18 protein-coding genes and 2 pseudogenes are annotated in these 22,745 nt (G+C 57.2%); 10 read left to right on the forward strand and 10 right to left on the reverse strand.

Annotation, left to right across the window (positions count from 1 at the left end; all coding sequences use genetic code 11):
• The first annotated feature begins 86 nt into the window (after window positions 1-86).
• On the forward strand, window positions 87-929 hold the full coding sequence (locus ACOERD_RS07995) for a bifunctional allantoicase/(S)-ureidoglycine aminohydrolase (RefSeq protein WP_419738663.1): 843 nt from the start codon (window positions 87-89) through the stop codon (window positions 927-929).
• A gap of 7 nt (window positions 930-936) precedes the next feature.
• Here ACOERD_RS07995 and bhcR read toward each other — a convergent pair whose 3' ends face one another.
• Entirely contained in the window at window positions 937-1,773 is an 837-nt protein-coding gene (bhcR, locus tag ACOERD_RS08000) for an HTH-type transcriptional regulator BhcR (RefSeq protein ID WP_170467560.1), read from the reverse strand.
• Window positions 1,774-1,941: 168 nt separating this feature from the next.
• Between bhcR and bhcA the strand changes: the two genes are divergently transcribed.
• The 5 genes from bhcA to bhcD all read left to right on the forward strand — a co-directional run bounded on the left by bhcA (window position 1,942) and on the right by bhcD (window position 7,671).
• On the forward strand, window positions 1,942-3,132 hold the full coding sequence (bhcA, locus tag ACOERD_RS08005; protein ID WP_419738664.1) for an L-aspartate--glyoxylate aminotransferase BhcA: 1,191 nt from the start codon (window positions 1,942-1,944) through the stop codon (window positions 3,130-3,132).
• Window positions 3,132-4,100 carry a beta-hydroxyaspartate dehydratase BhcB gene (gene bhcB, locus ACOERD_RS08010; RefSeq protein ID WP_419738676.1) on the forward strand — a complete coding sequence of 323 codons (969 nt, stop codon included), beginning with the start codon at window positions 3,132-3,134 and terminating at the stop codon, window positions 4,098-4,100. Before bhcA ends, bhcB begins: the two co-directional genes overlap by 1 nt.
• Before the next feature lie 42 nt (window positions 4,101-4,142).
• Entirely contained in the window at window positions 4,143-5,306 is a 1,164-nt protein-coding gene (gene bhcC, locus ACOERD_RS08015) for a 3-hydroxy-D-aspartate aldolase BhcC (RefSeq protein ID WP_419738665.1), read from the forward strand.
• Between the two features lie 346 nt (window positions 5,307-5,652).
• The gene (locus tag ACOERD_RS08020) at window positions 5,653-6,684 is read left to right on the forward strand and encodes an IS110 family transposase (protein WP_419737763.1); all 1,032 of its coding nucleotides are present in this window, start codon (window positions 5,653-5,655) and stop codon (window positions 6,682-6,684) included.
• Between the two features lie 21 nt (window positions 6,685-6,705).
• The gene (gene bhcD / locus ACOERD_RS08025) at window positions 6,706-7,671 is read left to right on the forward strand and encodes an iminosuccinate reductase BhcD (protein ID WP_419738666.1); all 966 of its coding nucleotides are present in this window, start codon (window positions 6,706-6,708) and stop codon (window positions 7,669-7,671) included.
• A 194-nt stretch (window positions 7,672-7,865) separates the two neighbouring features.
• Here the strand turns inward: bhcD and ACOERD_RS08030 are convergent, their stop codons facing one another.
• From ACOERD_RS08030 to puuE, 3 genes are read right to left on the reverse strand one after another with little or no spacing between them, the layout of a single operon-like run.
• Window positions 7,866-9,290, reverse strand: a complete 1,425-nt coding sequence (locus ACOERD_RS08030) for a uracil-xanthine permease family protein (protein ID WP_419738667.1) — start codon at window positions 9,288-9,290, stop codon at window positions 7,866-7,868.
• A gap of 54 nt (window positions 9,291-9,344) precedes the next feature.
• On the reverse strand, window positions 9,345-9,830 hold the full coding sequence (locus ACOERD_RS08035) for an ureidoglycolate lyase (protein WP_419738668.1): 486 nt from the start codon (window positions 9,828-9,830) through the stop codon (window positions 9,345-9,347).
• Entirely contained in the window at window positions 9,827-11,239 is a 1,413-nt protein-coding gene (puuE, locus tag ACOERD_RS08040) for an allantoinase PuuE (RefSeq protein ID WP_419738669.1), read from the reverse strand. The genes ACOERD_RS08035 and puuE overlap by 4 nt, the downstream gene beginning before the upstream one ends.
• Window positions 11,240-11,385: 146 nt before the next feature.
• Here puuE and uraH point away from each other — a divergent pair, with 146 nt between their 5' ends.
• Window positions 11,386-11,739, forward strand: a complete 354-nt coding sequence (uraH, locus tag ACOERD_RS08045; RefSeq protein WP_419738670.1) for a hydroxyisourate hydrolase — start codon at window positions 11,386-11,388, stop codon at window positions 11,737-11,739.
• 12 nt (window positions 11,740-11,751) lie between these two features.
• Here uraH and ACOERD_RS08050 read toward each other — a convergent pair whose 3' ends face one another.
• Window positions 11,752-12,663 (reverse strand): LysR family transcriptional regulator, encoded by a 912-nt coding sequence (locus ACOERD_RS08050; RefSeq protein WP_419738671.1) that lies wholly within the window; start codon window positions 12,661-12,663, stop codon window positions 11,752-11,754.
• 101 nt (window positions 12,664-12,764) lie between these two features.
• Here ACOERD_RS08050 and ACOERD_RS08055 point away from each other — a divergent pair.
• Window positions 12,765-13,610, forward strand: a pseudogene (locus ACOERD_RS08055) (urate hydroxylase PuuD); the annotation flags it as partial.
• A 33-nt stretch (window positions 13,611-13,643) separates the two neighbouring features.
• Here ACOERD_RS08055 and ACOERD_RS08060 read toward each other — a convergent pair.
• From ACOERD_RS08060 to ACOERD_RS08075, 4 genes and pseudogenes are all read right to left on the reverse strand, one after another.
• Window positions 13,644-15,521: pseudogene (locus ACOERD_RS08060) on the reverse strand (Tn3 family transposase); the annotation flags it as partial.
• 193 nt (window positions 15,522-15,714) lie between these two features.
• Window positions 15,715-16,446, reverse strand: coding sequence for an IS21-like element helper ATPase IstB (istB, locus tag ACOERD_RS08065; RefSeq protein ID WP_419737606.1), 732 nt, complete (start codon window positions 16,444-16,446; stop codon window positions 15,715-15,717).
• Window positions 16,433-17,941, reverse strand: coding sequence for an IS21 family transposase (gene istA, locus ACOERD_RS08070; protein ID WP_419738672.1), 1,509 nt, complete (start codon window positions 17,939-17,941; stop codon window positions 16,433-16,435). Before istA ends, istB begins: the two co-directional genes overlap by 14 nt.
• 85 nt (window positions 17,942-18,026) lie before the next feature.
• Window positions 18,027-19,094 carry a DUF4158 domain-containing protein gene (locus ACOERD_RS08075; protein WP_419738673.1) on the reverse strand — a complete coding sequence of 356 codons (1,068 nt, stop codon included), beginning with the start codon at window positions 19,092-19,094 and terminating at the stop codon, window positions 18,027-18,029.
• A gap of 195 nt (window positions 19,095-19,289) precedes the next feature.
• Between ACOERD_RS08075 and ACOERD_RS08080 the strand changes: the two genes are divergently transcribed.
• Window positions 19,290-19,862 carry a recombinase family protein gene (locus tag ACOERD_RS08080; RefSeq protein ID WP_419738674.1) on the forward strand — a complete coding sequence of 191 codons (573 nt, stop codon included), beginning with the start codon at window positions 19,290-19,292 and terminating at the stop codon, window positions 19,860-19,862.
• Window positions 19,863-20,368: 506 nt separating this feature from the next.
• Here the strand turns inward: ACOERD_RS08080 and ACOERD_RS08085 are convergent.
• Window positions 20,369-22,111 carry an IS1634 family transposase gene (locus tag ACOERD_RS08085; RefSeq protein WP_419737624.1) on the reverse strand — a complete coding sequence of 581 codons (1,743 nt, stop codon included), beginning with the start codon at window positions 22,109-22,111 and terminating at the stop codon, window positions 20,369-20,371.
• Here ACOERD_RS08085 and ACOERD_RS08090 point away from each other — a divergent pair.
• The gene (locus ACOERD_RS08090; RefSeq protein ID WP_419738675.1) at window positions 22,104-22,451 is read left to right on the forward strand and encodes a helix-turn-helix domain-containing protein; all 348 of its coding nucleotides are present in this window, start codon (window positions 22,104-22,106) and stop codon (window positions 22,449-22,451) included. The genes ACOERD_RS08085 and ACOERD_RS08090 overlap by 8 nt on opposite strands.
• Window positions 22,452-22,745 lie beyond the last annotated feature (294 nt).

Genomic DNA, 22,745 nt, shown 5'->3' on the forward strand with positions numbered 1-22,745 from the left:
GAGAGAGCTGTCGCCTCGTTACGGCTGGTCCGATCCTCATAACCAGAGCATATGTAAGCGGGCACGGCGTTTCTTCAGGAGCACAGATGAGCAAGCAATACTACGCACCCCATGGCGGACACCCCGGACAAGACCAGCTGCTGACGGACCGCGCCGTGTTTACGGACGCGTACGCCGTGATCCCCAAGGGCACCATGCGAGATATCGTGACGAGCTTTCTGCCGTTCTGGGACGATACGCGCCTATGGGTGATTTCACGTCCGCTGACAGGATTTGCCGAGACCTTCTCGCAATACATCATGGAGGTGCAGCCGGGCGGAGGCTCCGACCGGCCCGAAACCGACACTGAGGCCCAAGGCGTTCTGTTCGTAGTCGAGGGCACCGCGACACTGATCGCTGAAGGAACGCTCCATGAGCTGACCCCAGGCGGCTATGCCTATCTGCCGCCCGGATGCGACTGGACCTTGCGCAACCACTCCGATGACACCTTGAAGTTCCATTGGATTCGAAAAGCCTATGAGGCCGTTGAAGGACTTGGGACCCCGGATGTCCTTGTGCTGAACGAAAACGATATCACGCCGACCCCAATGCCTGGCACCGATGGCAAATGGGCAACAACGCGATTTGTCGACCCCAATGACCTACGCCACGACATGCATGTCACCGTGGTGACGTTCGAACCCGGTGCGGTCATCCCTTTCCTCGAAACCCATGTCATGGAACACGGCCTCTACGTGCTGGAGGGAAAGGCGGTGTACCGGTTGAACAATGACTGGGTCGAGGTCGAGGCGGGAGACTACATGTGGCTGCGTGCATTCTGCCCACAGGCCTGTTATGCAGGTGGTCCGGGAAAGTTCCGGTACCTGCTTTATAAGGATGTAAACCGACACATGCCGCTGCGCCTTGGATCGGCTGCAAACCGGCGTTAGGGAGCAGTCAACTAACGGTTCCTCCGATGGCCTGAGACAACGCTTGGCCCGCCTCAATCACGGGGCGGCTGAGCTGTTCGATCCCGTTCTCGCGCACCCGGCTGGTGGGTCCCGAGACGGAAATCCCCGCAACCGCTTCGCCGTTCACGTCGAACACCGGCGCAGCGATACAGCGCATGCCCTCGTTCTTTTCCTCATTGTCGATCGAAAAACCTCGCGCACGGATGGAAGTTAGGTCCTGTTTCAGACTCTCTACAGTCGTGATCGACCGGTCCGTGAACGCCTGCAGCTGGACCGAAGCCAGCAATCTGTCCAACCGGTCTTCATCCATATGCGCCAGCAGGACCTTCCCGATCCCCGATGCGTGCATGGGCGACAGTGTTCCGGGCGGAAAGAAGGCCCGAATGCTGGCATGCGTTTCGACTTGGCTTAGAAACAGGACCGAGCCTTCTTTCTGAATGCCCAAATTGGCGGTCTCACCCGTAGCTTCCATCAGCTTGCGCATCACCGGTCTTGCCCGATCCACAAGGCTGGTACGCCGAAGAAATCGCGAACCTATTACGAAGGCACGGGGGCCGATATGCCAGATCTGCTCGACGGGATCGAACTCTACCAGGCCCCTGCCCTCAAGCGTGACAAGGATGCGATAGACCGTGGCCGGGGACTGCTGCATTTCATCGGACAGCATCGTCAATGACTTGCCTTGCGCCTCGCTCAGATACTCGAAAACCTCCATCGCTCGATCGAGGGATTTGATCGTGTTCTGAGCCGTTTTGTCATCCCATCCCCGCGGCCTTCCCCTGGCTTTTCGAGGGGAACCAGCGCCATTTTTTTGAGAAACCATAAGAACCTTCGGATTTTTTCGAAATTTTAATTCATCATATGAAAAACATAAGGTGCTGACAACTATAAATTAAATCACGATTATTGGTTTTTGAAAATCGTTTTCAAAAAAATTTAAAATCGAGAAGCTTGGCCTTAGGATGTCCCCAACGACGGAAGGAGACCATCCATGAGCTTTCAAAATCCCGTTTTCATTCCAGGCCCGACCAATATCCCTGAAAGCCTACGCAAGGCGTGTGACATGCCCACGATCGACCACCGGTCACCGCTGTTTGGACAAATCCTGCACCCTGCCCGCAAAGGTGTTCGGAAAGTTCTGAAAAGCGACAGCGCCGAGGTGTTCATCTTTCCCTCGACCGGGACAGGCGGCTGGGAAACAGCCTTGACCAATACCCTATCCGCCGGAGACAAGGTTCTGGCCGCGCGCAACGGCATGTTTAGCCATCGCTGGATCGACATGTGCCAGCGCCACGGGTTGAATGTAGAGATCGTCGAGACTCCGTGGGGCCAAGGCCTGCCTGCTGATCGCTACGAAGAAATCCTGACCGCCGATGCGAACCGCGAGATCAAAGCCGTTCTTGCCACGCACAACGAAACAGCGACCGGCGTAAAGTCGAACATCGCTGCCGTGCGTAAGGCTCTGAACGCGGCAGGGCATCCTGCATTGCTGTTCGTTGATGGTGTTTCGTCCATCGCGTCGATGGATTTCCGCTTTGATGAGTGGGGCGTCGATGTGGCCGTCACGGGATCGCAAAAAGGGTTCATGCTGCCTGCTGGTCTCGTGATCGTTGGCTTTAGCCAGAAGGCGATGGAGGCGACCAAAACCGGCACCCTGCCCCGCACCTTCTTTGACGTCCATGATATGGCCAAGGGCTACGCAAACAGCGCCTATCCCTACACGCCTGCCGTCGGCTTGATGAATGGCCTAAACCAAGCTTGCGACATGTTGCTGAAAGAAGGGTTGGAGAACGTCTTTGCCCGCCATACCCGCATCGCCGAAGGGGTGCGTGCCGCTGTAGGCGCATGGGGGCTGGAGCTTTGTGCCGCGAACCCTGCGGTCTATTCCGACACGGTCAGCGCGATCCGCACGCCGGATGGTTTCAACGCGACCGATATCGTCACCCATGCCGCCGAGAAATACGGCGTCGCCTTTGGCGTCGGCCTTGGCGAAGTCGCGGGCAAGGTCTTCCGGATCGGACATCTGGGCAGCCTGACCGATGTCATGGCCCTGTCGGGAATCGCGACGGCCGAAATGTGCATGGTCGATCTGGGCCTCAACATCCAACTGGGTTCGGGCGTGGCGGCTGCACAGGAATACTATCGCGGCCATCCAGCCGCCGTTCAAAAGGACGCTGCATGATGAAGGACCTCTCCATGTATATCCCGACCTATGAGGACATGCTCGAAGCGCATAAACGGATCGAGCCTTACATCCGCCGGACCCCGGTTCGGACCTCGGACTACCTGAACGAATTAACTGGCGCCCAACTGTTCTTCAAATGCGAGAACTTTCAGGAACCGGGCGCCTTCAAGGTACGCGGCGCCACCAACGCAGTATTCGGCCTTGACGAGGAACAGGCGAAGAAAGGTGTTGCCACCCATTCCTCGGGCAACCACGCGTCGTGCCTGTCCTACGCCGCAATGAAGCGCGGCATTCCATGCAACGTGGTGATGCCGCGCACGGCGCCTCAGGCCAAGAAAGACACGGTGCGCCGATACGGAGGAAAAATCACCGAGTGTGAACCCTCGACCACCTCGCGCGAGGCGACCTTCGCCCAAGTTCAGGCGGCCACTGGGGGGGATTTTGTCCACCCATACAACGACCCGCGGGTGATAGCCGGACAGGGCACCTGTTCGCGCGAATTCATCGAGCAGACCGATGGTCTGGACGCGGTGGTTGCCCCCATCGGCGGCGGCGGCATGGTGTCCGGCACTTGCCTGACCCTGTCCACCCTGGCGCCCGAAACCGCAATCATTGCGGCGGAACCCGAACAGGCGGATGACGCTTATCGCAGCTTCAAGGCGGGCCACATCATCGCCGATGACGCGCCGAAGACCATCGCTGACGGCCTGTTGGTGCCTCTGAAAGACCTAACGTGGCACTTCGTCTCGAACCACGTTTCCGAAATCTACACGGCCTCGGAACAAGAGATCATCGACGCGATGAAGCTAACATGGAAACACCTTCGGATCGTGATGGAGCCGTCCTCGGCCGTGCCTCTGGCTACGATCCTCAAGAACCCCGACGCGTTCAAAGGCAAGCGGGTCGGCCTGATCATCACCGGTGGCAATGTCGATCTGGACAAGCTGCCCTGGCTGAACACCTGACCCAGTCGCAACAGACATCAATCCCGACACAGGAATACGGACATGAAAGATATGACCAATCTCGACGCATTCGAAGTAGGCTATGACATTCCGGCCAAGCCCGGAATGGATGAAGCAGATATCCAGACCCCCAGCCTCGTGCTGGATCTCGATGCACTTGAACGCAACATCAAGAAGATGGGTGACTATGCCAAGGCCCACGGTATGCGCCACCGCGTCCACGGCAAAATGCACAAATCCGTCGATGTGGCGAAACTTCAGGAACGCCTCGGCGGAGCCGCGGGCGTGTGCTGTCAGAAGGTCTCGGAAGCCGAAGTTTTTGTGCGCGGTGGGATCAAGGACGTGTTGGTGTCGAACCAGGTACGCGACCCCGCCAAGATCGATCGCCTGGCCAGCCTGCCAAAACTCGGCAGCCGCATCATTGTATGTGTCGACGACGTAGACAACGTCGCCGATCTTTCCAGTGCAGCCGTCGATCACGGCACTCAGCTTGAGGTCTTCGTCGAGATCGACTGCGGAGCGGGACGGTGCGGGGTGACCACAACACCTCAGGTGATCGAAATTGCCAAAGCCGTCGAGGCGGCCGACAACCTCAAATTCACCGGCATTCAGGCCTATCAGGGTGCGATGCAGCATCTCGACAGCTATGAGGCGCGCAAGGAAAAGCTGGATACCGCAATTGCGATGGTCAAAGACGCCGTTGACGGCCTTAAGGCGGAAGGCATCGATTGCGAGCTGGTTTCCGGCGGCGGCACCGGCTCTTACTACTTCGAGTCAAACTCGGGCGTCTACAATGAGCTTCAATGCGGCTCCTACGCCTTCATGGATGCCGATTACGGCCGCATTCTGGACAAGGACGGTAACCGTATCGACCGGGGCGAGTGGGAGAACGCTCTGTTCATCCTGACGAGCGTCATGAGCCACGCCAAGGCAGACAAGGCGATCGTCGATGCGGGCCTCAAGGCGCAATCGGTAGACAGCGGCCTACCCGTCGTGTTTGGGCGTGACGATGTTGAGTACATCAAATGCTCGGACGAACATGGCGTTGTGATGGATACGGATGGTGTTCTCAAGGTCAACGACAAGCTCAAGCTGGTGCCCGGCCACTGCGACCCAACGGCCAATGTACATGATTGGTATGTCGGCGTGCGCAACGGCAAGGTCGAGGCCGTCTGGCCCGTATCCGCACGCGGCCGCGCCTACTAAGACCTTACAATCAAAGAAATCTGGCTCGAAAGCAGCCTGATCCTCGCCCGTGTGCCTCCTCTCCCTTCGGGACAGGCGCACGGGCGAACGAATTCCAAGTGGAGGGGGTATGAATGATTTGTGATCGGCCAAACGCCCTGAATCTGTTAGAGGATTCGGGGAGGCGGATAGGTCTCAGGCTGGATGTTTTCGTAGGGCATTGTGACCCTGTAGTGGAGCTTAGCCTTCGCCTGTTTCCGAACAGCCCCCATAGGGCCCGGTTTTGGCCGGTGATCCTGCATAGGAGCTTGGTTTGGCCGTTCACGCCCCATTGGGGGCTCCGCCTCCTTGAGCAGGGAGTATAGCCATGGCTTACATAGGTGTCGATCTTCATACGAATTCCTTCACGATCTGTCGGCGTGAGACGGACGGATCGGAAACATTCCAAACCTTTCAACTGTCCGCGCAGGCGCTTGAGCAGTTCTGTCAGAGCCTTGATGCGGATGACGAACTGGCGGTCGAGGCCACCGGCAACACGGCCTGGTTCTGCGGTGAGGTGGAACCCTGTGTCGGCCGGATCGTTGTGGTCAACCCGCGCCAGTTTAAAGTGATCCGCACATCGGTGAAGAAAACCGATCGCAACGATGCCCGCGCCCTGGCGTTTTTCCTGTCGAAGGACATGCTGCCGGAAACCCGGCTCAAGTCCACTCAGGAAAGCGAACTGGCCTCGCTGACCCGGACGCGTGACATGCTGGTCAAACAGCGCACCATGCTGCTGAACGGCATCCACGCGATGTTTGTCCGCCACGGCATGAAGCTGAAGAAGGAAGGGTTGTCCAGCAAGAAGCGCCTGCGCGACCTGGATCTCAGCCGCTTCACACCGCTTGAGCAGGTCGAACTGGCGGCATTGCGGGACCAGGCGCTCGGCCTGACCGAAACCCTGAGCCGTCTCGACAAGGCCATCGAGGAGGCCGCCTCGGCCATGAAAGGCTTTGAGGGGCTCACCAGCATCAAGGGGATCGGTGCGCGATCTGCCGCGGTCCTGCTGGCGGGGATCGGCAGGGTTGAAGACTTCTCCGACGCGGACAAGCTGGCCGCCTATGTCGGCATCGTGCCCAAGGTGAGCAACTCAAACGAAACCGAACATCACGGGCGGATCACGAAGCGCGGCAACAAGCTCATGCGCACCACGCTGGTGCAATGTACGCTCATCGCGATCCGCTATTCGGGATATCTCAACAGCCATTATCGGCGCATCAAGGAACGCCGTGGCGCGGGCAAGGCGATCATAGCCACTGCCCGCAAGCTGCTCAAGATCATCTATGACACGCTCAAGAACGGCTGGGTCTTCGACGATTTTGTCGAATTTAAAATCAAACAAAATCAATGTCATGCTTGACAATCATCATAGGAGACTGACATGTTGATCGTACCCGAGCGTGAGATCGCCGGATTGATGACCCGCCAAGCGGCCTTTGACGCCGTCGAAAGCGTCTTTGCAGCGATGGCCGCTGGCGATGCCTATAACTTCCCTGTCGTGCGAGAGGCCATCGGCCACGAGGACGCTCTGTATGGCTTCAAGGGTGGTTTTGACCGCGCCGGCCTGACTTTGGGCCTGAAGGCTGGCGGCTACTGGCCGAACAATCTTGAGAAACGCGGGTTGATCAACCACCAATCCACGGTTTTCCTGTTCGATCCCGACACCGGCAAACCCTCAGCGACGGTGGGCGGCAACCTGCTGACGGCGCTGCGCACAGCGGCGGCCTCGTCAGTGTCAATCAAACATCTGGCCCGCGCAGATGCCAAGGTGATCGGCATGATAGGGGCGGGCCATCAGGCCGCCTTTCAACTGCGCGCCGCGCTGGAACAGCGTAGCTTTGAAAAGGTCATTGGCTGGAACTACCACCCGGAAATGCTGCCCAATATCGAGAAAGTCGCTGTTGAGGCAGGTGTCCCATTTGAGGCGGTCGAACTTGACGGGATGACCGAAGCGGATGTGATCATCTCGATCACCTCAGCCTTTGCGCCGTCGTTGATGGCGCATCATGTCGGCCCTGGAACGCATGTGGCTTGCATGGGAACAGACACCAAAGGCAAGCAAGAGGTCGAACCCGCCCTGCTGGCCAAAGCGAGTGTCTTCACAGACGAGGTTGCGCAATCCATCACCATTGGCGAGGCGCAGCACGCCGTCGCAGAAGGTCTGATCAGCCAAAGCGACGTCGCTCAGCTTGGCGCGGTCATCAATGGAACGCATGAGGGCCGCTCGGCAGATGATCAGATCACATTGTTCGACGGCACAGGCGTTGGCCTGCAGGATCTTGCGGTGGCCGCAGCGGTGGTTGACCTTGCCGTAGAAAAAGGGATCGCTATCGAGGTCGATTTCTGACGCCATTGGGCCACGTTCTGTTGCCTTCTTTCTGGCAGAACGTGGCGCTATACACATCGCAGTGTAGATTGGAACAAACCTATAAACCTGCTACCGGGATCAGCGCCTTTTGCAATATCCCATCTAATGACCAGTTGGATTTTCAACAAAAAACGGCGTGCCTTAACACGCCGTTTTCAATACTCCTGTGACACTCACTTATGATCGTCACGCCCGATCGAGCCAAGACCATGTCCAGACAGTCCGCCAGAAACCTCCTCGGTCGCTTCGTCAGATAGTTCCTCAGGAAGAACAAGGTTGAGGACAATTGCGATCACGGCGGCGGGCAGGATACCCGATGTGGCCAGAACCTTGATGGTCCCAGGAAGATGCTGCAATGCACCCGGCTCTAGCTGCAGGCCCAGACTCAGGCTCAAGGAAATCGCAAAGATCACCATGTTGCGGCGATTCCAGTTCACGTCTGACAGCATCGACACACCCGCCGCAACGACCATGCCGAACATGACAATGACGCCGCCGCCCAGAACCTCGATCGGGATGGACGAGATGATCGCACCGATTTTCGGAACAAGGCCGCATACGATCAGGAAAAGCGCACCGATCGTCACGACCGATCTGCTCATGACCCCGGTCATGGCAATCAGACCAACGTTCTGACTGAATGACGTATTCGGCAAAGCTCCGAACAGGCCAGACAGCGCGGTGCCGATCCCATCGGCGAAGGTCGCACCTTGAATTTCGCTGTCGGTTGCCTCACGTCCCGCACCTCCTTTAGTGATACCGGAAACATCCCCGACAGTTTCAACCGCTGACACAAAAGACATCGCACAGAAGCCGACAATGGCCGCGACCGAGAACTCGATCCCAAAATGCAACGGATTGGGCAGTGCGAAAGAGGCGGCACGCCCAACATTGCCCAAACTCACTTGGCCAAGAACAAAGGCCACGGCATACCCGACCAACAGGCCGATCAGTACCGCGGAAACCGACAACATCCCCCGCGCGAAAAACTTGAGTCCGAGGGTCACGACGATGACGACCCCTGCCATGAACCAGTTCAAACCCGAGCCATATTCATCAGTTCCGATTGCGGGAACACCACCAGCGGCGTATTGGACACCCACTTTCACCAGTGCCAGGCCGATCATGGTTACCACTAGGCCAGTCACCAGAGGTGGAAGGGCAAAGCGGATACGCCCAATGAACATCCCCAGAAAAGCGTGGAATAGCCCACCAACTACAACGCCGCCCATCAGGACCGCAATGGCATCCACGCCTTTACCGACCACCAGCGGGATCATGATTGGGATGAAGGCAAACGAAGTCCCCTGAACGATCGGTAGCCTTGCGCCAACAGGACCCACGCCAATGGATTGCAATAAAGTAGCGACGCCCGCGAAGAACATAGACATCTGGATCATGTAGATCATCTGAGGGAAATCGGGGCTGTCTGATCCGAAACCAAATCCTGCGGCACCACAAACGATGATAGCTGGCGTGACGTTTGATACGAACATCGCCAGCACATGCTGAATTCCTAGTGGCACTGCCTTGACGAGCGGGGGTGAGTAATTCGGATCTCGGAGCTGCTCGGGCGTACCGATCGATGCATCTGACACTGTGTTTCCCTCCTTGAAATGACGATAGTCTGCGCCTTTTGTCGGCGCTTTTTCTTATTCAATGATCGAGAACGGCACCTCGAACCAATGCTCCTGTAGGTTGGGTCCAGTTCCAATTCTATCCACGACCGCAAAAAGCCCCGGATCATGGAGCGGGGTCAGTACCCCGTGCCAAGTGTTGCGATGATAGTTCACCCCCTGCCCCGGCGCAGTTATGAACGCAATCGGGTGGCCGGGTTTTCCATCTTCATCGGTAGCTACAACCACAACGAACGGCTTTTCGGAAAATGGTAGAAACGCCTGGCTGCCCTCAGGGTGACGCTCCATCATATCCAGCCTGATCGGCAGGCTGAAAGCCTCGGACTGGAACACGCTGATCCCCGCACGGCCGTCCTGGAAATCCAACGCGGCACGGTCATGATAGCGGGCGCATTTGCCCTGATTGATGTATTTGTCCACCTCACCCGCCGCTTCGATCACATCTCCAAACGGCGCAAAGGCTTCGGGGGTCAGGGGCTGCAGCTTAATTTCGATGGTCATTCCGAGAACTTCTCGATCAAGCGCAGCTCGGCGATCCGTTCGACCTGACGGCAGGCTTCGTCGAACTCGGTATCCCGGTCACTGATAATGCGGCGGTGAAAGGCCTCCAGGATGCTGGCCTTCGTGTTGTCCTTAACGGCGATGATGAAAGGAAAGCCGAATTTGGTCGTGTAGGCCTCATTCAACGCGGTAAAGGTTTCGCGTTCTTCATCCGTCAGCATGTCCAGACCGGCCCCGGCCTGTTCCGCCGTGCTTTCCTTGGTCAGCCGCCCGGCGGCGGCAAGCTTGCCCGCCAGATCCGGGTGCGCCGTCAGAACGCCAAGGCGTTGCTCGGGCGTGGCGGTGCGAAAAACACGGGCCAGCGCATTGTGGACGCCAGCCGCATTGTCATGGGTCGGTCCCAGTTCAAGGTCAAACGCGCCTTCGGCAATCCATGGGCTGTGTTCGAACACGCCGCCAAATTCGGATACAAAGGTGGGCTGGTCCATTTCGGACGGGGTGAGGCGTTGCATCGGTGGGTGTTCCCTTGCCCAGTGATCGGCAATCTGTTCACGTGTCGCGAACCAGACGCCGTCGTGTTTTCTAAAGTACTCAAGCGCGCGTTTCAGCGCCATGGCGCGACCCGGACGACCGATCAAGCGGCAGTGCAACCCGATCGAGAGCATTTTCGGCATACCCGCTGTGCCCTCGGCATAGAGCATGTCGAAACTATCTTTCAGATAGCTTTCGAACTGCTCACCATTTGTGTATCCGGCCTGAATCGCGAAACGCATGTCGTTGCAATCCATCGTATAGGGTACGATCAACTGATCCTTGCCGCCTGCCTTGATCCAATAGGGCAGATCATCGGCGTAGCTGTCCGCGATATAGGCAAAGTCACCCTCTTCTGCGGCAAGACCGATTGTATTCATCGAACACCGACCCGTGTACCAACCGCGCGGAGGCTGACCGGTGACTTCCTTGTGCAGCTGGATGGCTTCGCGGATCTGGGCACGCTCGTCTTGCGGGTCCATATCCTTGTGTTCGATCCATTTCAGCCCATGGCTCGCGATCTCCCAGCCAGCATTGTTCATCGCCGCAACCTGCGCCGGGGCACGCGCCAAAGCGGTTGCCACGCCATAAACGGTCACTGGCAGGTCCTGCAAAAGGTGGTGAACACGCCAGAACCCGGCACGGCTGCCGTATTCGTAGATCGATTCCATGTTCCAGTGCCGTTGCCCAGGCCATGGGGCTGCACCGGTGATCTCGGACAAAAACGCCTCGGATGCAGCGTCACCGTGCAAGATGTTGTTTTCGCCACCTTCCTCATAGTTCAATACGATCTGAATCGCGATCCGGGCCCCGTTGGGCCAGTTGGCTTTGGGCATTTCGCTGCCGTAGCCGGTCATATCTCGTGGATAAGGCTTCACATCTGTTTCCTTCTTCTTGAGTTCCTCAATACTCCGGATAATCAAAGAAATTTTTCAAAAAATACGAAAAGCAGTTTCGGACAGTCTGGCTTTGCCCTCGGACGAGAAAACAGACTAAGAAATAAGCAACTTTAGGAGTGGCACAAATGACCGGTTACCTTACCACACATGTCCTGGATACTGCGCGGGGATGTCCCGCCGAAGGACTGAAAATCGAGCTGTACCGCATCAATGGCACAGACCGCACCTTGCTGAAAGCACTGGTAACAAATGACGACGGCAGAACCGACGAACAAATTCTGCCGCAATCCGAGTTTTCAACGGGCGAGTATGAGCTGATCTTCTATGCCGGCGCGTACCTTGACGCGTCGGGCACGCCGCCCGAGGAACCTCGCTTTCTGGATGTGATACCGATCCGGTTCGGGATGTCCGAACAGTCTCACTATCACGTCCCGTTGCTTCTCTCCCCCTTTGGATACTCGACCTACCGCGGCAGCTGAGAACCTACCGTTCTAGGTGTTCGCGGCGATTGAGGATCCGATACGCTCTATGATGAACTCCATGAACAGCCGCGTTTTGGGATCTTGCATGCGACGGTGTGTGAACAGACACGCCATCTGAATGGGTTCCGGCGGCGTTTCTGTTGCGACCGGAACCAGATTTCCGGCCTTAAGGTGCTGTGCAATCTCAAAGATCGGCTTAAGCGCGATCCCGTGACCCGCAAGCGCCCAATCCGTCAACACATCACCATCGTCCGATTCATAGCGACCAGAGACACGGAATCGCTTTGGCCCCGTTTGAGTCCTGAGAAGCCATTGAAACTCGGTCGCGCCTGGAAAGCGCAGGTTGAGGCATTCGTGATTGTCGGCGATCAAATCGTCTCCACTTGCCGGCATTCCGCGTTTTTTGATGTATTTTGGGGATGCGCACAGCACTCTTTCAACATCGGCGATCTTGCGAATGCGCAAGTTGCTGTACTCGGGCTGCCCTAGGAAAAATGCAAGATCCAGACCTTCTGTTGTCAGGTCGACTTTGCGATCTGTCAGCCTCAGCCTGACATTGACCTCGGGGTACTCGGCCAAAAACTTTGGCACCTGCGGCGCGATCAGCCTGCGACCGACGCCCAATGGCGCAGCGGCATAGAGAGATCCTTTTAGATTCTCGGTAATATTGACGATCTGCGCCTCGGCGTTTTCGACGGCCTCGAGAATCTCAGCAGCCCCCCGATAAAACGATTGCCCCTGTTCGGTCGGCGTCAGGCTGCGCGTCGTGCGTTGAAACAGCCGCACGCCCAGATGCTCCTCCAATTGCGATATCCGCGCTGAGGTGACAGCCGGAGAAACCCTCAGATCACGGCCTGCGGCGGACATGCTGCCCAACTCGTAGACTCGGACAAAGGTTCTGATGTTATCTAGATAGGACATTTTTTTGCATTTTTTGATACTGCTTGGTCTTTGCTAGCAATACCAGAACAAAGCAGTCTCGCATAGAGTGAGCGGAAGCAAAGAATCTTAGGAGCAAACCCATGTATGATCTGGCCGTAATGTGGGAGTGGATCGCCTTTTCGGTCCGCTGGCTGCACGTGATCACTGCGATGGCGTGGATTGGGGCATCTTTCTACTTTATCGCATTGGACCTGATGCTTAAGCCAAACCCTGCGCTGCCGGATGGGGCCTATGGCGAGGAATGGGAGGTCCATGGCGGCGGGTTTTACCACACCGTAAAATACCTCGTGGCCCCCGCCCGGATGCCCGAACATCTGACCTGGCACAAATGGCAAAGCTACACGACATGGCTGTCCGGTGCTGCGCTCCTGATGATCATCTACTGGGTCGGAGGAGAGCTGTTCCTGCTGGACCCGACCAAGGTCGATCTGGCGCTGTGGCAGGGAATTCTGATCTCGGGCGGGTCACTGACCATTGGCTGGCTGCTCTATGACCAATTGTGCAAATCCAAGCTGAGCGATCATCCCACCATTCTGATGCTGTTGTTGTTCGTAATCCTGGTGATCATGTCCTGGGGCTATAACCAGATATTCACCGGACGGGCCGCGCTACTGCATCTTGGGGCGTTTACTGCAACGATCATGACGGCCAATGTGTTCTTCCAGATCATGCCGAACCAGCGCATCGTAGTCGCAGATCTCAAGGCCGGTCGGACCCCGGACGCAAAATACGGCAAGATCGCCAAGGTACGTTCGACGCATAACAACTATCTGACCTTGCCGGTCGTGTTCCTGATGCTGTCGAACCACTACCCGCTGGCCTTCGGCACCGAGTATTCATGGATCATTGCAAGTCTCATCTTTCTGACCGGGGTCACCATTCGCCACTACTTCAACACGATGCATGCGACTGGAACAGGCCCTCATGGGGTCGATTACGGGACAGTGATAAATCGTACGCTAAGCGATTTTGTGCCTCATTTCTCGCCAGATGTACTGACCTATGAGCAGAATGTGCTCCCATCCCAAGGGCGATATGTGCCTGAGCAGGTGTTCGGGCGTGTCCAGGCCTTCGCTTTGCCGCTGCAGGATGGCTTTGCCGATCTGGTCCGTATTCCAGAATATGATGATCGCCGTGAGCAGATTGAGGCAAGCCAGGCGGAAATGCTGGCTTTCCGTGGTCCGATCGCGGATCTCGCCCCGACGGCCGATCCACAAGGCATTCTTCAGCGCATGGTGCGCTTCGCCTTTATTGAGCCCGACAGTAGAGCGGCGCTGCATGTCCATATCAAGGGTCCATTCGATGATGAACAGTGTCCGTTCGATCTGTCCGATTTCCCGCATCGCGATGGCCAAATCGTTCTTGCGCGGCCGGGCTGACAATCGCTTCAGCAGCTGGCTTGGCGGTACCTTCCCGGACCGCATCGTGGCCGTGCATCTCAGCACATCGCCCCAGTTGTCGATGAAGGTTTGTTCCCGGACCTTGCCCCCGACCAGGCACTTGAGTTCCTTGGGAACGCTTTTACGATCGAAGACGTAGAACCGCTTGGATTTCAGATCGCGGATCCGGGGAATGAAGCGATAGCCCAGCAGCGCGCAGGCGGCGAATACGAGATCAGTGAACCCACCCGTGTCGGCGTAGTGCTCCTTGATCTTCTTGCCGATCTCGCTCAGGCACAATCCGTCCAGAATATATGGTGCCTCGTTCACAGTGGCCGGGATCGAATTGATCCAGTACGGCCCGTACAGGTCGGACACATGGGCGTAGGCTTTCAGCCCCGGAACATGCGTGTCGTACTTGGCGTTGATGAGATTCATTGCTTCGCCCTGGCGCGTGGTCGGGAAGAACTGCCCGTCGCTGGATGAGGTCTGACCCGAACCCCAGTATTGGGCCATGGGAAGCCTGGACTGCGCGTCGAGAACGATGGCCAGCGCCTCGTTGATCGCATCGCTTTCGACATGCCAACGCGACAGACGGGAGAGCTGGGAATACTCATGGTCGGCGGTCGCGGCGGCCATCTTGCTCAGACCAACGTTCAAGCCCTCACCGAGAAGCACGGTCAGCAGTCCGATGATGTCCTTGCACGGTGCGCCTGTGCGCAGATGGGTGAACGCGTCCGTGAAGCCTGTGGCTTCGGCCACGTCCTGAAGGATATCGGTGATTTTCGCAGGGGGCAGGCGCCGATAGAGATCGAGAACCAGATCGGCAGCTTCCGCCGGAACATCCGCCTTGAGGCGTTCAATGCGCAACTCACCGGCTTCGATGAGGCCGTTGGGAAGGGTGCCGTCCCTGACAGCCTCCGCAAGCCGCTCCAGACCAACCTGCAACCGATGCTTGCGATCCTCAAGCCAGACCTCGGGATCCAGCGGAAGATCAAGACCTGGCATCGTCTTCGCCGCTTCCAGCGGCACCAGGACTTTCCTGTCATCGGCATATCGGCGGGCATGATCCAGCCAGATATCGTTGGACCGGAAGGCTTCTTGCAAGCGGCACATCACCGCTACGATCCAAAGCCGCTGCTCGTTGGTTTCCGGCTTGCGCAGCTGTTTGTCCCACTTTGAGCGGGCTGGAAGAAAGGCCCGGGATTTGGTCGGGATATCTGCGTCTTCCCGGATGACCGTCGCAGCGTCGAGCAGCGGTTGGGCCACGGTGGCACCCCTGATATCCAGCGCTCTCAACATGCGTTTGCCATAGAGTTTGAAACAGTGAATAGCCTTTTCGATGTGATCCATTGGCTCGGCCATGGCGGGCTTGATCAACTGGGTCGCCATCGCCACGAGTGTTTCCAATCCATCCCATGAGCAGGATGCATCGACGGCACCGCGCAGGGCCGCCTGTCAATCGGCATTGAATAATGACCCCCCATCGGCGTCCAAATTTGACCCCCCTTGGAGCTAAGAGGGGCGTTGAGGGGGTCGTGTTTAGGTTGATTCAGGAGGGGGTGGACAGCAGGTCAAACCGAAAAGAGAGCGTAGCTCGACTGAAGGTTTGACCTGCTGTCTGTTTTGAATTTATTCCCCGATTTCGAGGTTAGTCGCGGTGGTTAATTCGCCAGCTTTCGTTCCCGGTTTCGATGATATCGCAATGGTGTGTCAGTCGATCCAGGAGAGCAGTGGTCATTTTGGCATCTGTGAACACACTCGGCCATTCAGCAAATGCGAGGTTGGTTGTTAGCAGAATAGACGTTCGCTCGTACAGTTTGCTGATGAGATGGAAGAGTAATCGTCCACCAGACTCTGCGAACGGCAGATAACCGAGTTCGTCTATAATCACGAGGTCGACGCGGATCAGCTGCTCGCTGAGCCGCCCGGCGTTGCCTTCGCGATGTTCAGCCTCCAGCTTGTTCGCGAGATCCACAGCGCTGAAGAACCTGACCCGCCGGCGGTTATTGACCGCGTGGCCCCCGATCGCTGTTGCGAGATGCGTTTTGCCCGATCCGGTTCCACCGACCAGCACGCCATTCCTGGCCTGGTCCATAAAATCGCCGTCATGAAGATTGCGCACGACTTCCTCGTTGACGGGGCTGACCGTGAAGTCGAACTCAGGTAAGGACTTGCAGACCGGGAACTTTGCGGCACCCATCTGATACCGGATCGAGCGCGCAGTCTTTTCGGCCAGTTCGGCCGTGAGGAGTTCGGCCACGACCTGTTGGGGCCGCCAGTTGTTTTTGGCTGCGGCCTGCATCACTTCGTCAAAGCAGTTGACGATGCCTGGCAACTTCAGTTGACGGGCAAGTTCGAGAATTTCCTTACGCAGTTGCATGGGAGCCTCCAAGCCTGTCATAGCGAGCGCAATCCGCGATCGGTGCCATTTTCAGCTGCAGGTGGGCAGGCGGCTCAATCGCCTTTGGCGGCGGGGGATTGGTGCGCCGAGAGACAATGTTCAGGATCGCATCGGCCTTGCGCAGGCCAGATTTTAGAGCTTCTTCGCAGGCAGCCTCGACCACATCAATGTCGTGCTGGTAAGCAGCGAAAAGAATATCGGCAAGTTGCCGGTCTCCGTCGGATGTGCCCCGCAGATGGGTCCAGATCTGCGTCATTGCCGGTGGTAGGTCCCAGTCACGGAACGGTGCTCCATTGCGCAGAGCGCCAGGCTTGCGCTTGAGGACGGGCACATAGTGCCAAGGGTTGAAGATCGTTTTTCCTCGGCCGAAGCACCGTTCGTGCTCTCCGACAATCTCACCGTCTTGGCGCAGGACAATCCGCGTGGCGTAGACCTGCAACTGGACCTGACGTCCAACAGCTCTTGCCTCAACGCTGTATTTGTTTCTTTCGAAGTTGATCAGGCAGGTTCGGCTCACGGCGACCGTCTTTTCACGGAACCCGACGAAGGGCTTCTGCAGATGCGTCAGCAGCGGCTTTTCCTGCTGGAACACCTCCCAGACCGTCACCTCCAGGTTTTCCGGATGCCGCAGTTCTTTTGCGCGTTTGATCGCGTCTTTTTGCAGCCGGGCATTCAATTCATCGAAGTCGGCCACCTCCAGACGCGGTGTAAAACTATAGGCGCGGCTCTCCTTGACCAGATTCTCAACCTGACCCTTCTCCCAACCGGCCGCGCGCGTACAGGCGATCGGGTTCACCAGATGATGAGAACACATCCGGGAGAATGCCTTGTTGAACTTTCTTTCCTTGCCCGACAGGATCGCATCGACGGCGGTCGTCATGTTATCGTAGATCCCGTTGATGCAGCCTCCACCAAAGAATTTGAAGGCCTCGTCGTGGGCATCAAAGACCATCTCCTGCGTCTCGCGCGGATAGGCAATGGAGAATGGCATGCGGCTATGGCAAAGTTTGAAATGGGCAACCTTCACGGTCGTGAGTGCACCGTCCATCAAAACCGTCTCCACACTCCAGTCGAACTGGTACGCCTCCCCAGGATCAAAGATCAGCGGGATGAACGCCTGCGCCTGTTGTCGGCCGTGCGCAATGCGCCAATTCTTTGTGTAGCGTCGAACACTGTCATACCCGCCGCCAAAACCATCATCGGAGAGTTCCTTCCAGATTTTGGTCATCCGCTTGCGGTGTTTCTTCGGAAGCGCCTCGTTCTCCTCAAGCGTTTCATCCAGACGCGCGCGCCAAGGCCCGAGCACCGGGTATGGCTGCGATTTGCGCTCATATTTGAACTCCGTCACTCCCGATCGGATTATCTTTCGAACCGTTGCACGGCTCAAATTGAGCGAACGGCAAATTTCCTTGATGCTCTTTTTTTCGATCAGGTGTAAGCGACGCACTTTTCTAATAGTTTCCACGCAAATCATCCCGCTTGCCTCTCCATCGACTGCTCAATGAAAAGGATGTCTACAACCATAGGGAGGGGTCAAATTTGGACGCCGATTTCCCCGCTTAGGGGGTCAAAATTGCACGCTTTTCTACAGCCGCCTCATCGCCCCGGGCCATCAGCAAGGTCGTTCCCAATGATTGGAACCCGACCAGTGTGTTGGCGATATCTGCCTGCGCCTGTTCGAAGTGTAGCGTGCTGAGTTTCTTCGCCTCCCGCCACATCTTGACTACGATCCGGTCATGGGTGTCGACAACGGTATCTGCGATGGAGGCCGACCACTCCACCACGCAGGTGGCCAGAATGGCAAGGCGACGATTGCCGCTGATGTCCTGCAGGCCGCCCGTGAAGTACCGCTCGCCCTGGCGGCGCAGGATTTTGATCCGGTGTGGCGGGATGTCATTGAGGACGTCAGGCGATAGCTCAATTGCCTTGAGGGCGTCCACCCGATCAAGCAGGCGGTTCATATCGGCCGTGTTCTTGCCAACCTCGAAACCGCGCAGCCACAAGAACACACTCTGCCAGCCGTTCTCCGCCGCGCCCAGCAGATCATTTAGGCGGCGGCGCATCCGGCTGTCCAGGCGCGCGGCAATCCGGCCCTCAATCCGCCGCTCGGCCGCCACAAGGGCATCGGCGCACAGCCGCTCAATGGTCGTGATCCCCGGCAGAATGATCTGCCGGTTTCGGCATTCCTCCACAAAGACCCGCACCAGCCCTTCGCCGGTTTCGGCGGCCTCGGCCTGCTGACCGAGCCAGGACTGCATCTGCTTCGCGCGCTTGCCAGCGAACGGCTTGTAGCCGTAGATTTTGCGCAAGGCACCGAGATGTTCTCGACGGGTTACATCGCGGACAGCGTAGGGCAAGAGATCTTCAGGTTTCAGCCCGAGTTGGGCTGCGATGTAATTGGATACGGCTTCCGGGATCACCTCTCCCGGTTTCAGAAGACGTCCAGGATATCGCAACGCGCAAAGCTGGAGCGCAAAGCCGATCTGGTTTTGCGCGCGCCTGCGCGTTTTGATGTACGCGATGTCATCGTCTGCGAGCGTGTAGTGGTATTCCAGCGATGCCCGGTCAGTGGGCAGGTCGAAGAGAGTATCACGCTGACGTTTCGTCAGAACAGTTCTATGGGCCATGTGTTACCTTTTCAGAGAGAGTGTTGAGGGTCAGATCCCGGGCCTTCGTTATGTTTTTGCCTGTTCGATAGACCTACCTTCAGCGCACAACTCAGACCTCGGAATCCGCACCCATGAAAACAAGGTCTCAGAGTGTCGCAAATAACCCGTCCGATAAAAGTTGCAGTGAAGGGGGTTCAAACGTACAGTCGAGCAATGGAAAAAATCGGATATGCGCGCTGCTCGACCTACAGTCAGGACTTGACCGCGCAGCGGCAAGCGTTGAGTGACCTCGGGGTTCGCAAGGACCGCATCTACACGGATCACGGATTGACCGGCACCAATCGGGAGCGGCCCGGACTTGAACAAGCGCTGGCCGCCGTGCGAAAAGGCGACACTCTGGTCGTGACGAAGCTCGATCGTCTTGCCCGATCTGTTCCGGATGTTCGGGCCATCAGCGATCAACTCGAAGCTAAAGGCGTGAAACTTGCCCTGGGAGCAGCTATCTACGATCCCAGTGACCCGATGGGGAAGATGTTTTTCAACATCGTCGCCACATTCGCCGAGTTCGAGGCAGATCTGCTCAAAATGCGCACCCGTGAAGGCATGGCCATCGCCAAGGCAAAGGGGAAAATGCGAGGAAAGAAGCCAAAACTAACTGAAAAACAACAGAAAGAGCTTCACAAGATGCACAAAACCGGAGACCATTCGATCAGCGATCTCGCCGAGATATTCTCCGTTTCAAGGGCTACCGTCTATCGCACATTGCAGAGAGACCAGAGCGCTTAGCGTACGATTTATCACTGAGCCGTAATCGACCCCAATATCTTCGGACCGCGCAGGATCATAAACCCCGGGGGCCCCGCTGCATGTAAAATCTCGCATCTCTGCTCTCCATATGTTCAGAGCGCAGGTCATCGCTGCATGTGCCCAATCAGCCCGGGTGAGGTGCGTCGCAGATCCGACCGCACACCCGATCCAGGTGACAGATACAGCTCTCCCGATCCCGAAAATGCATTTTCGGGTTGCCTCTTTCTGTCCCGTGAGCTAATCAGAAGGTGATAGAATTCTGATAGCTCACGAGAATGAGGCGCGCGGGGAGACCTGCGCGTTTTGCTTTTTTGGCCTCAACTCTTTTTTGGCCTTACATCATCGCGTTCCGGATCCCGTCTCCTCCTGTGCTCCTGACTTCCGACATTTTTTCGTATAAGTCATTGATATTATTATGCCTTGGTTGCCAAAAGGCACTACACGGACTTTTTTCGCCAGCGATTGTTTCGGAGTGTTGAGGGAGCTCAGGCTTTGGTCTGGCCAGTTTTTCGGGTGCGCCCGGGGGGTATCTTGAAAGGGGCTTCGTTCCAGGTCAGGCCGACGCAGGTGAGGATGCGTCTGGCATCGACCGTGGCATGGCTTGGCATGCCGTAGCGGTCAGGGGTGCCTTTGTGGCGCAGGATCGAGAGCTGCAATGCGTTCAACTCGTTGCGGATACGAGCCGGGCTCATCGGGTGTCCGAGCAGGTCCAGATGCTTGCGCAGGTGCTGCAGGCAGCAGAAGGCCATGTAGCAGATGGCGATATGGGCCCGGACCCGACGCGGCGACCAGTGATAGATGGGCCGGATTTTCAGATCGTGCTTGTTGGTGCGGAAGCAGGCTTCGATCTCCCACAACTGGTGATAGCGGGCAATGACGTCCTGTGCCTCCAGTTCGTCCGCACCATGAACAACAATGGCATGCAGCCCGTCCCATTGTGCCGCTGCCTTGATCTTTGCATCATCCAGCGTGACGTCCCCGCTGTCGGGGAAGGCCAGGAAGCGGCCATATCCCCGGCTGCTGAAGCTGCCGGGTTTGCGAGAGCGCTTGAGCTTCTTGTGCAGCTTTTCGATTGCCTTGTCGCGCTTGTGGGCATCATTGCGTGCCCGGGTGGGTGACCAGGTCACAATGACCCGCGCTCCCTCCTGGTCGATCACCTTGTACCAGCCCTTCTCGGTTGCCTCTTCAGAACCGTGTCCAGCCCAAGGCTGGCGTCCCTCCGGGCTCAAAATGTTCGCCTTCACGGCGGCCGGGGCGGACTTCATGCGATAGCCGAGGATGTAGGGCAGACCCTTGTTCTGCAACATCTGCTGGTTGTCCTTGCTGAGCATGGCGGCATCGGCCACGAACGTGACCCTGGCCACGTCGAAGCGTCCCTCCAACGCCTTCAGCGCAGCTTCCAGCGTATGACCTTCCCAGGTGTTTCCCGGGAAGAGTTCATAGCCCACAGGCAGCCCATCGGAGGTGACGATCAGCGCCAGCATGACCTGAGCGCGGTGATGCTTGCCATCCTTGCTGAAGCCCTTGGCCAGAAGATGATCCTGCTCGACCCCGTCCGCATCCTCGGCCGGGTCCTCGCGCTCGGTGTCAAAGGCCAGGGTCGTGCAATCGTAGAACAGCACGGTCACTGGCCCGCCCAGCAACTTCTCTGCCGCCGCGTGAGAGGTTTTGCAAATCCCGTCTATCACCGGCGTATTGATGTAATCCATGCTCCGATAGACCACGTCCAGATTGAGCGTGATGCCTGCCTGGTTCTCCAACGCCTCCACGGTCGCGCGCTTGCTCTCGGGCTGTGCGATCCGCGCCATAACCAGCTCTTTCACAATGCGATTGGCACTTTTACGCGCCGCCCCCAGAAGGGCCCCCCAACCCAGTTGGTCATACATCGTCCCCATGACATCCCGCAGACCCAGAGAGACCCGCGCCTCCTCACGGCACTCGGCAAGATCAACGCCAAGCTTGTCCGGCCGCGGAGCGCGGCGCACCAGCGCCTGCAGATCGGCATATTCCGTGGGCGTGAACAGTTCCATTTGCGGCGAGCGATCAATGCGTAATTGCTCCATCAAGCGGCCCGCCAGACGCTTGATATCCTCAATCTCGCTGTCGTTATGGGCCACACCCACATGGCGCAGGATCTTCTGGCGTACCTTGGAGCCGGTGCGGACGGATTCAACGATCTGGATCCGTGTGCGGTTGAGCTTTGCGTCATGTTTGGTGCGGATGAACATGGGCGAAGAGGTTAGCCATCTGAAGGCCCATGTCAATACTTTTTATAATAATGGGGCACTACAACGCGCCTCTGAGCAACCACACCTGAAAACAAACCAAAAACCCAGTCAGATCAACAAAAAGGTCGGAAGTCAGGAAATGCGCACCCGTGAAGGCATGGCCATCGCCAAGGCAAAGGGGAAAATGCGAGGAAAGAAGCCAAAACTAACTGAAAAACAACAGAAAGAGCTTCACAAGATGCACAAAACCGGAGACCATTCGATCAGCGATCTCGCCGAGATATTCTCCGTTTCAAGGGCTACCGTCTATCGCACATTGCAGAGAGACCAGAGCGCTTAGCGTACGATTTATCACTGAGCCGTAATCGACCCCAATATCTTCGGACCGCGCAGGATCATAAACCCCGGGGGCCCCGCTGCATGTAAAATCTCGCATCTCTGCTCTCCATATGTTCAGAGCGCAGGTCATCGCTGCATGTGCCCAATCAGCCCGGGTGAGGTGCGTCGCAGATCCGACCGCACACCCGATCCAGGTGACAGATACAGCTCTCCCGATCCCGAAAATGCATTTTCGGGTTGCCTCTTTCTGTCCCGTGAGCTAATCAGAAGGTGATAGAATTCTGATAGCTCACGA

Source organism: Ruegeria sp. (genome assembly GCF_965199275.1).
Taxonomy (GTDB): domain Bacteria; phylum Pseudomonadota; class Alphaproteobacteria; order Rhodobacterales; family Rhodobacteraceae; genus Ruegeria.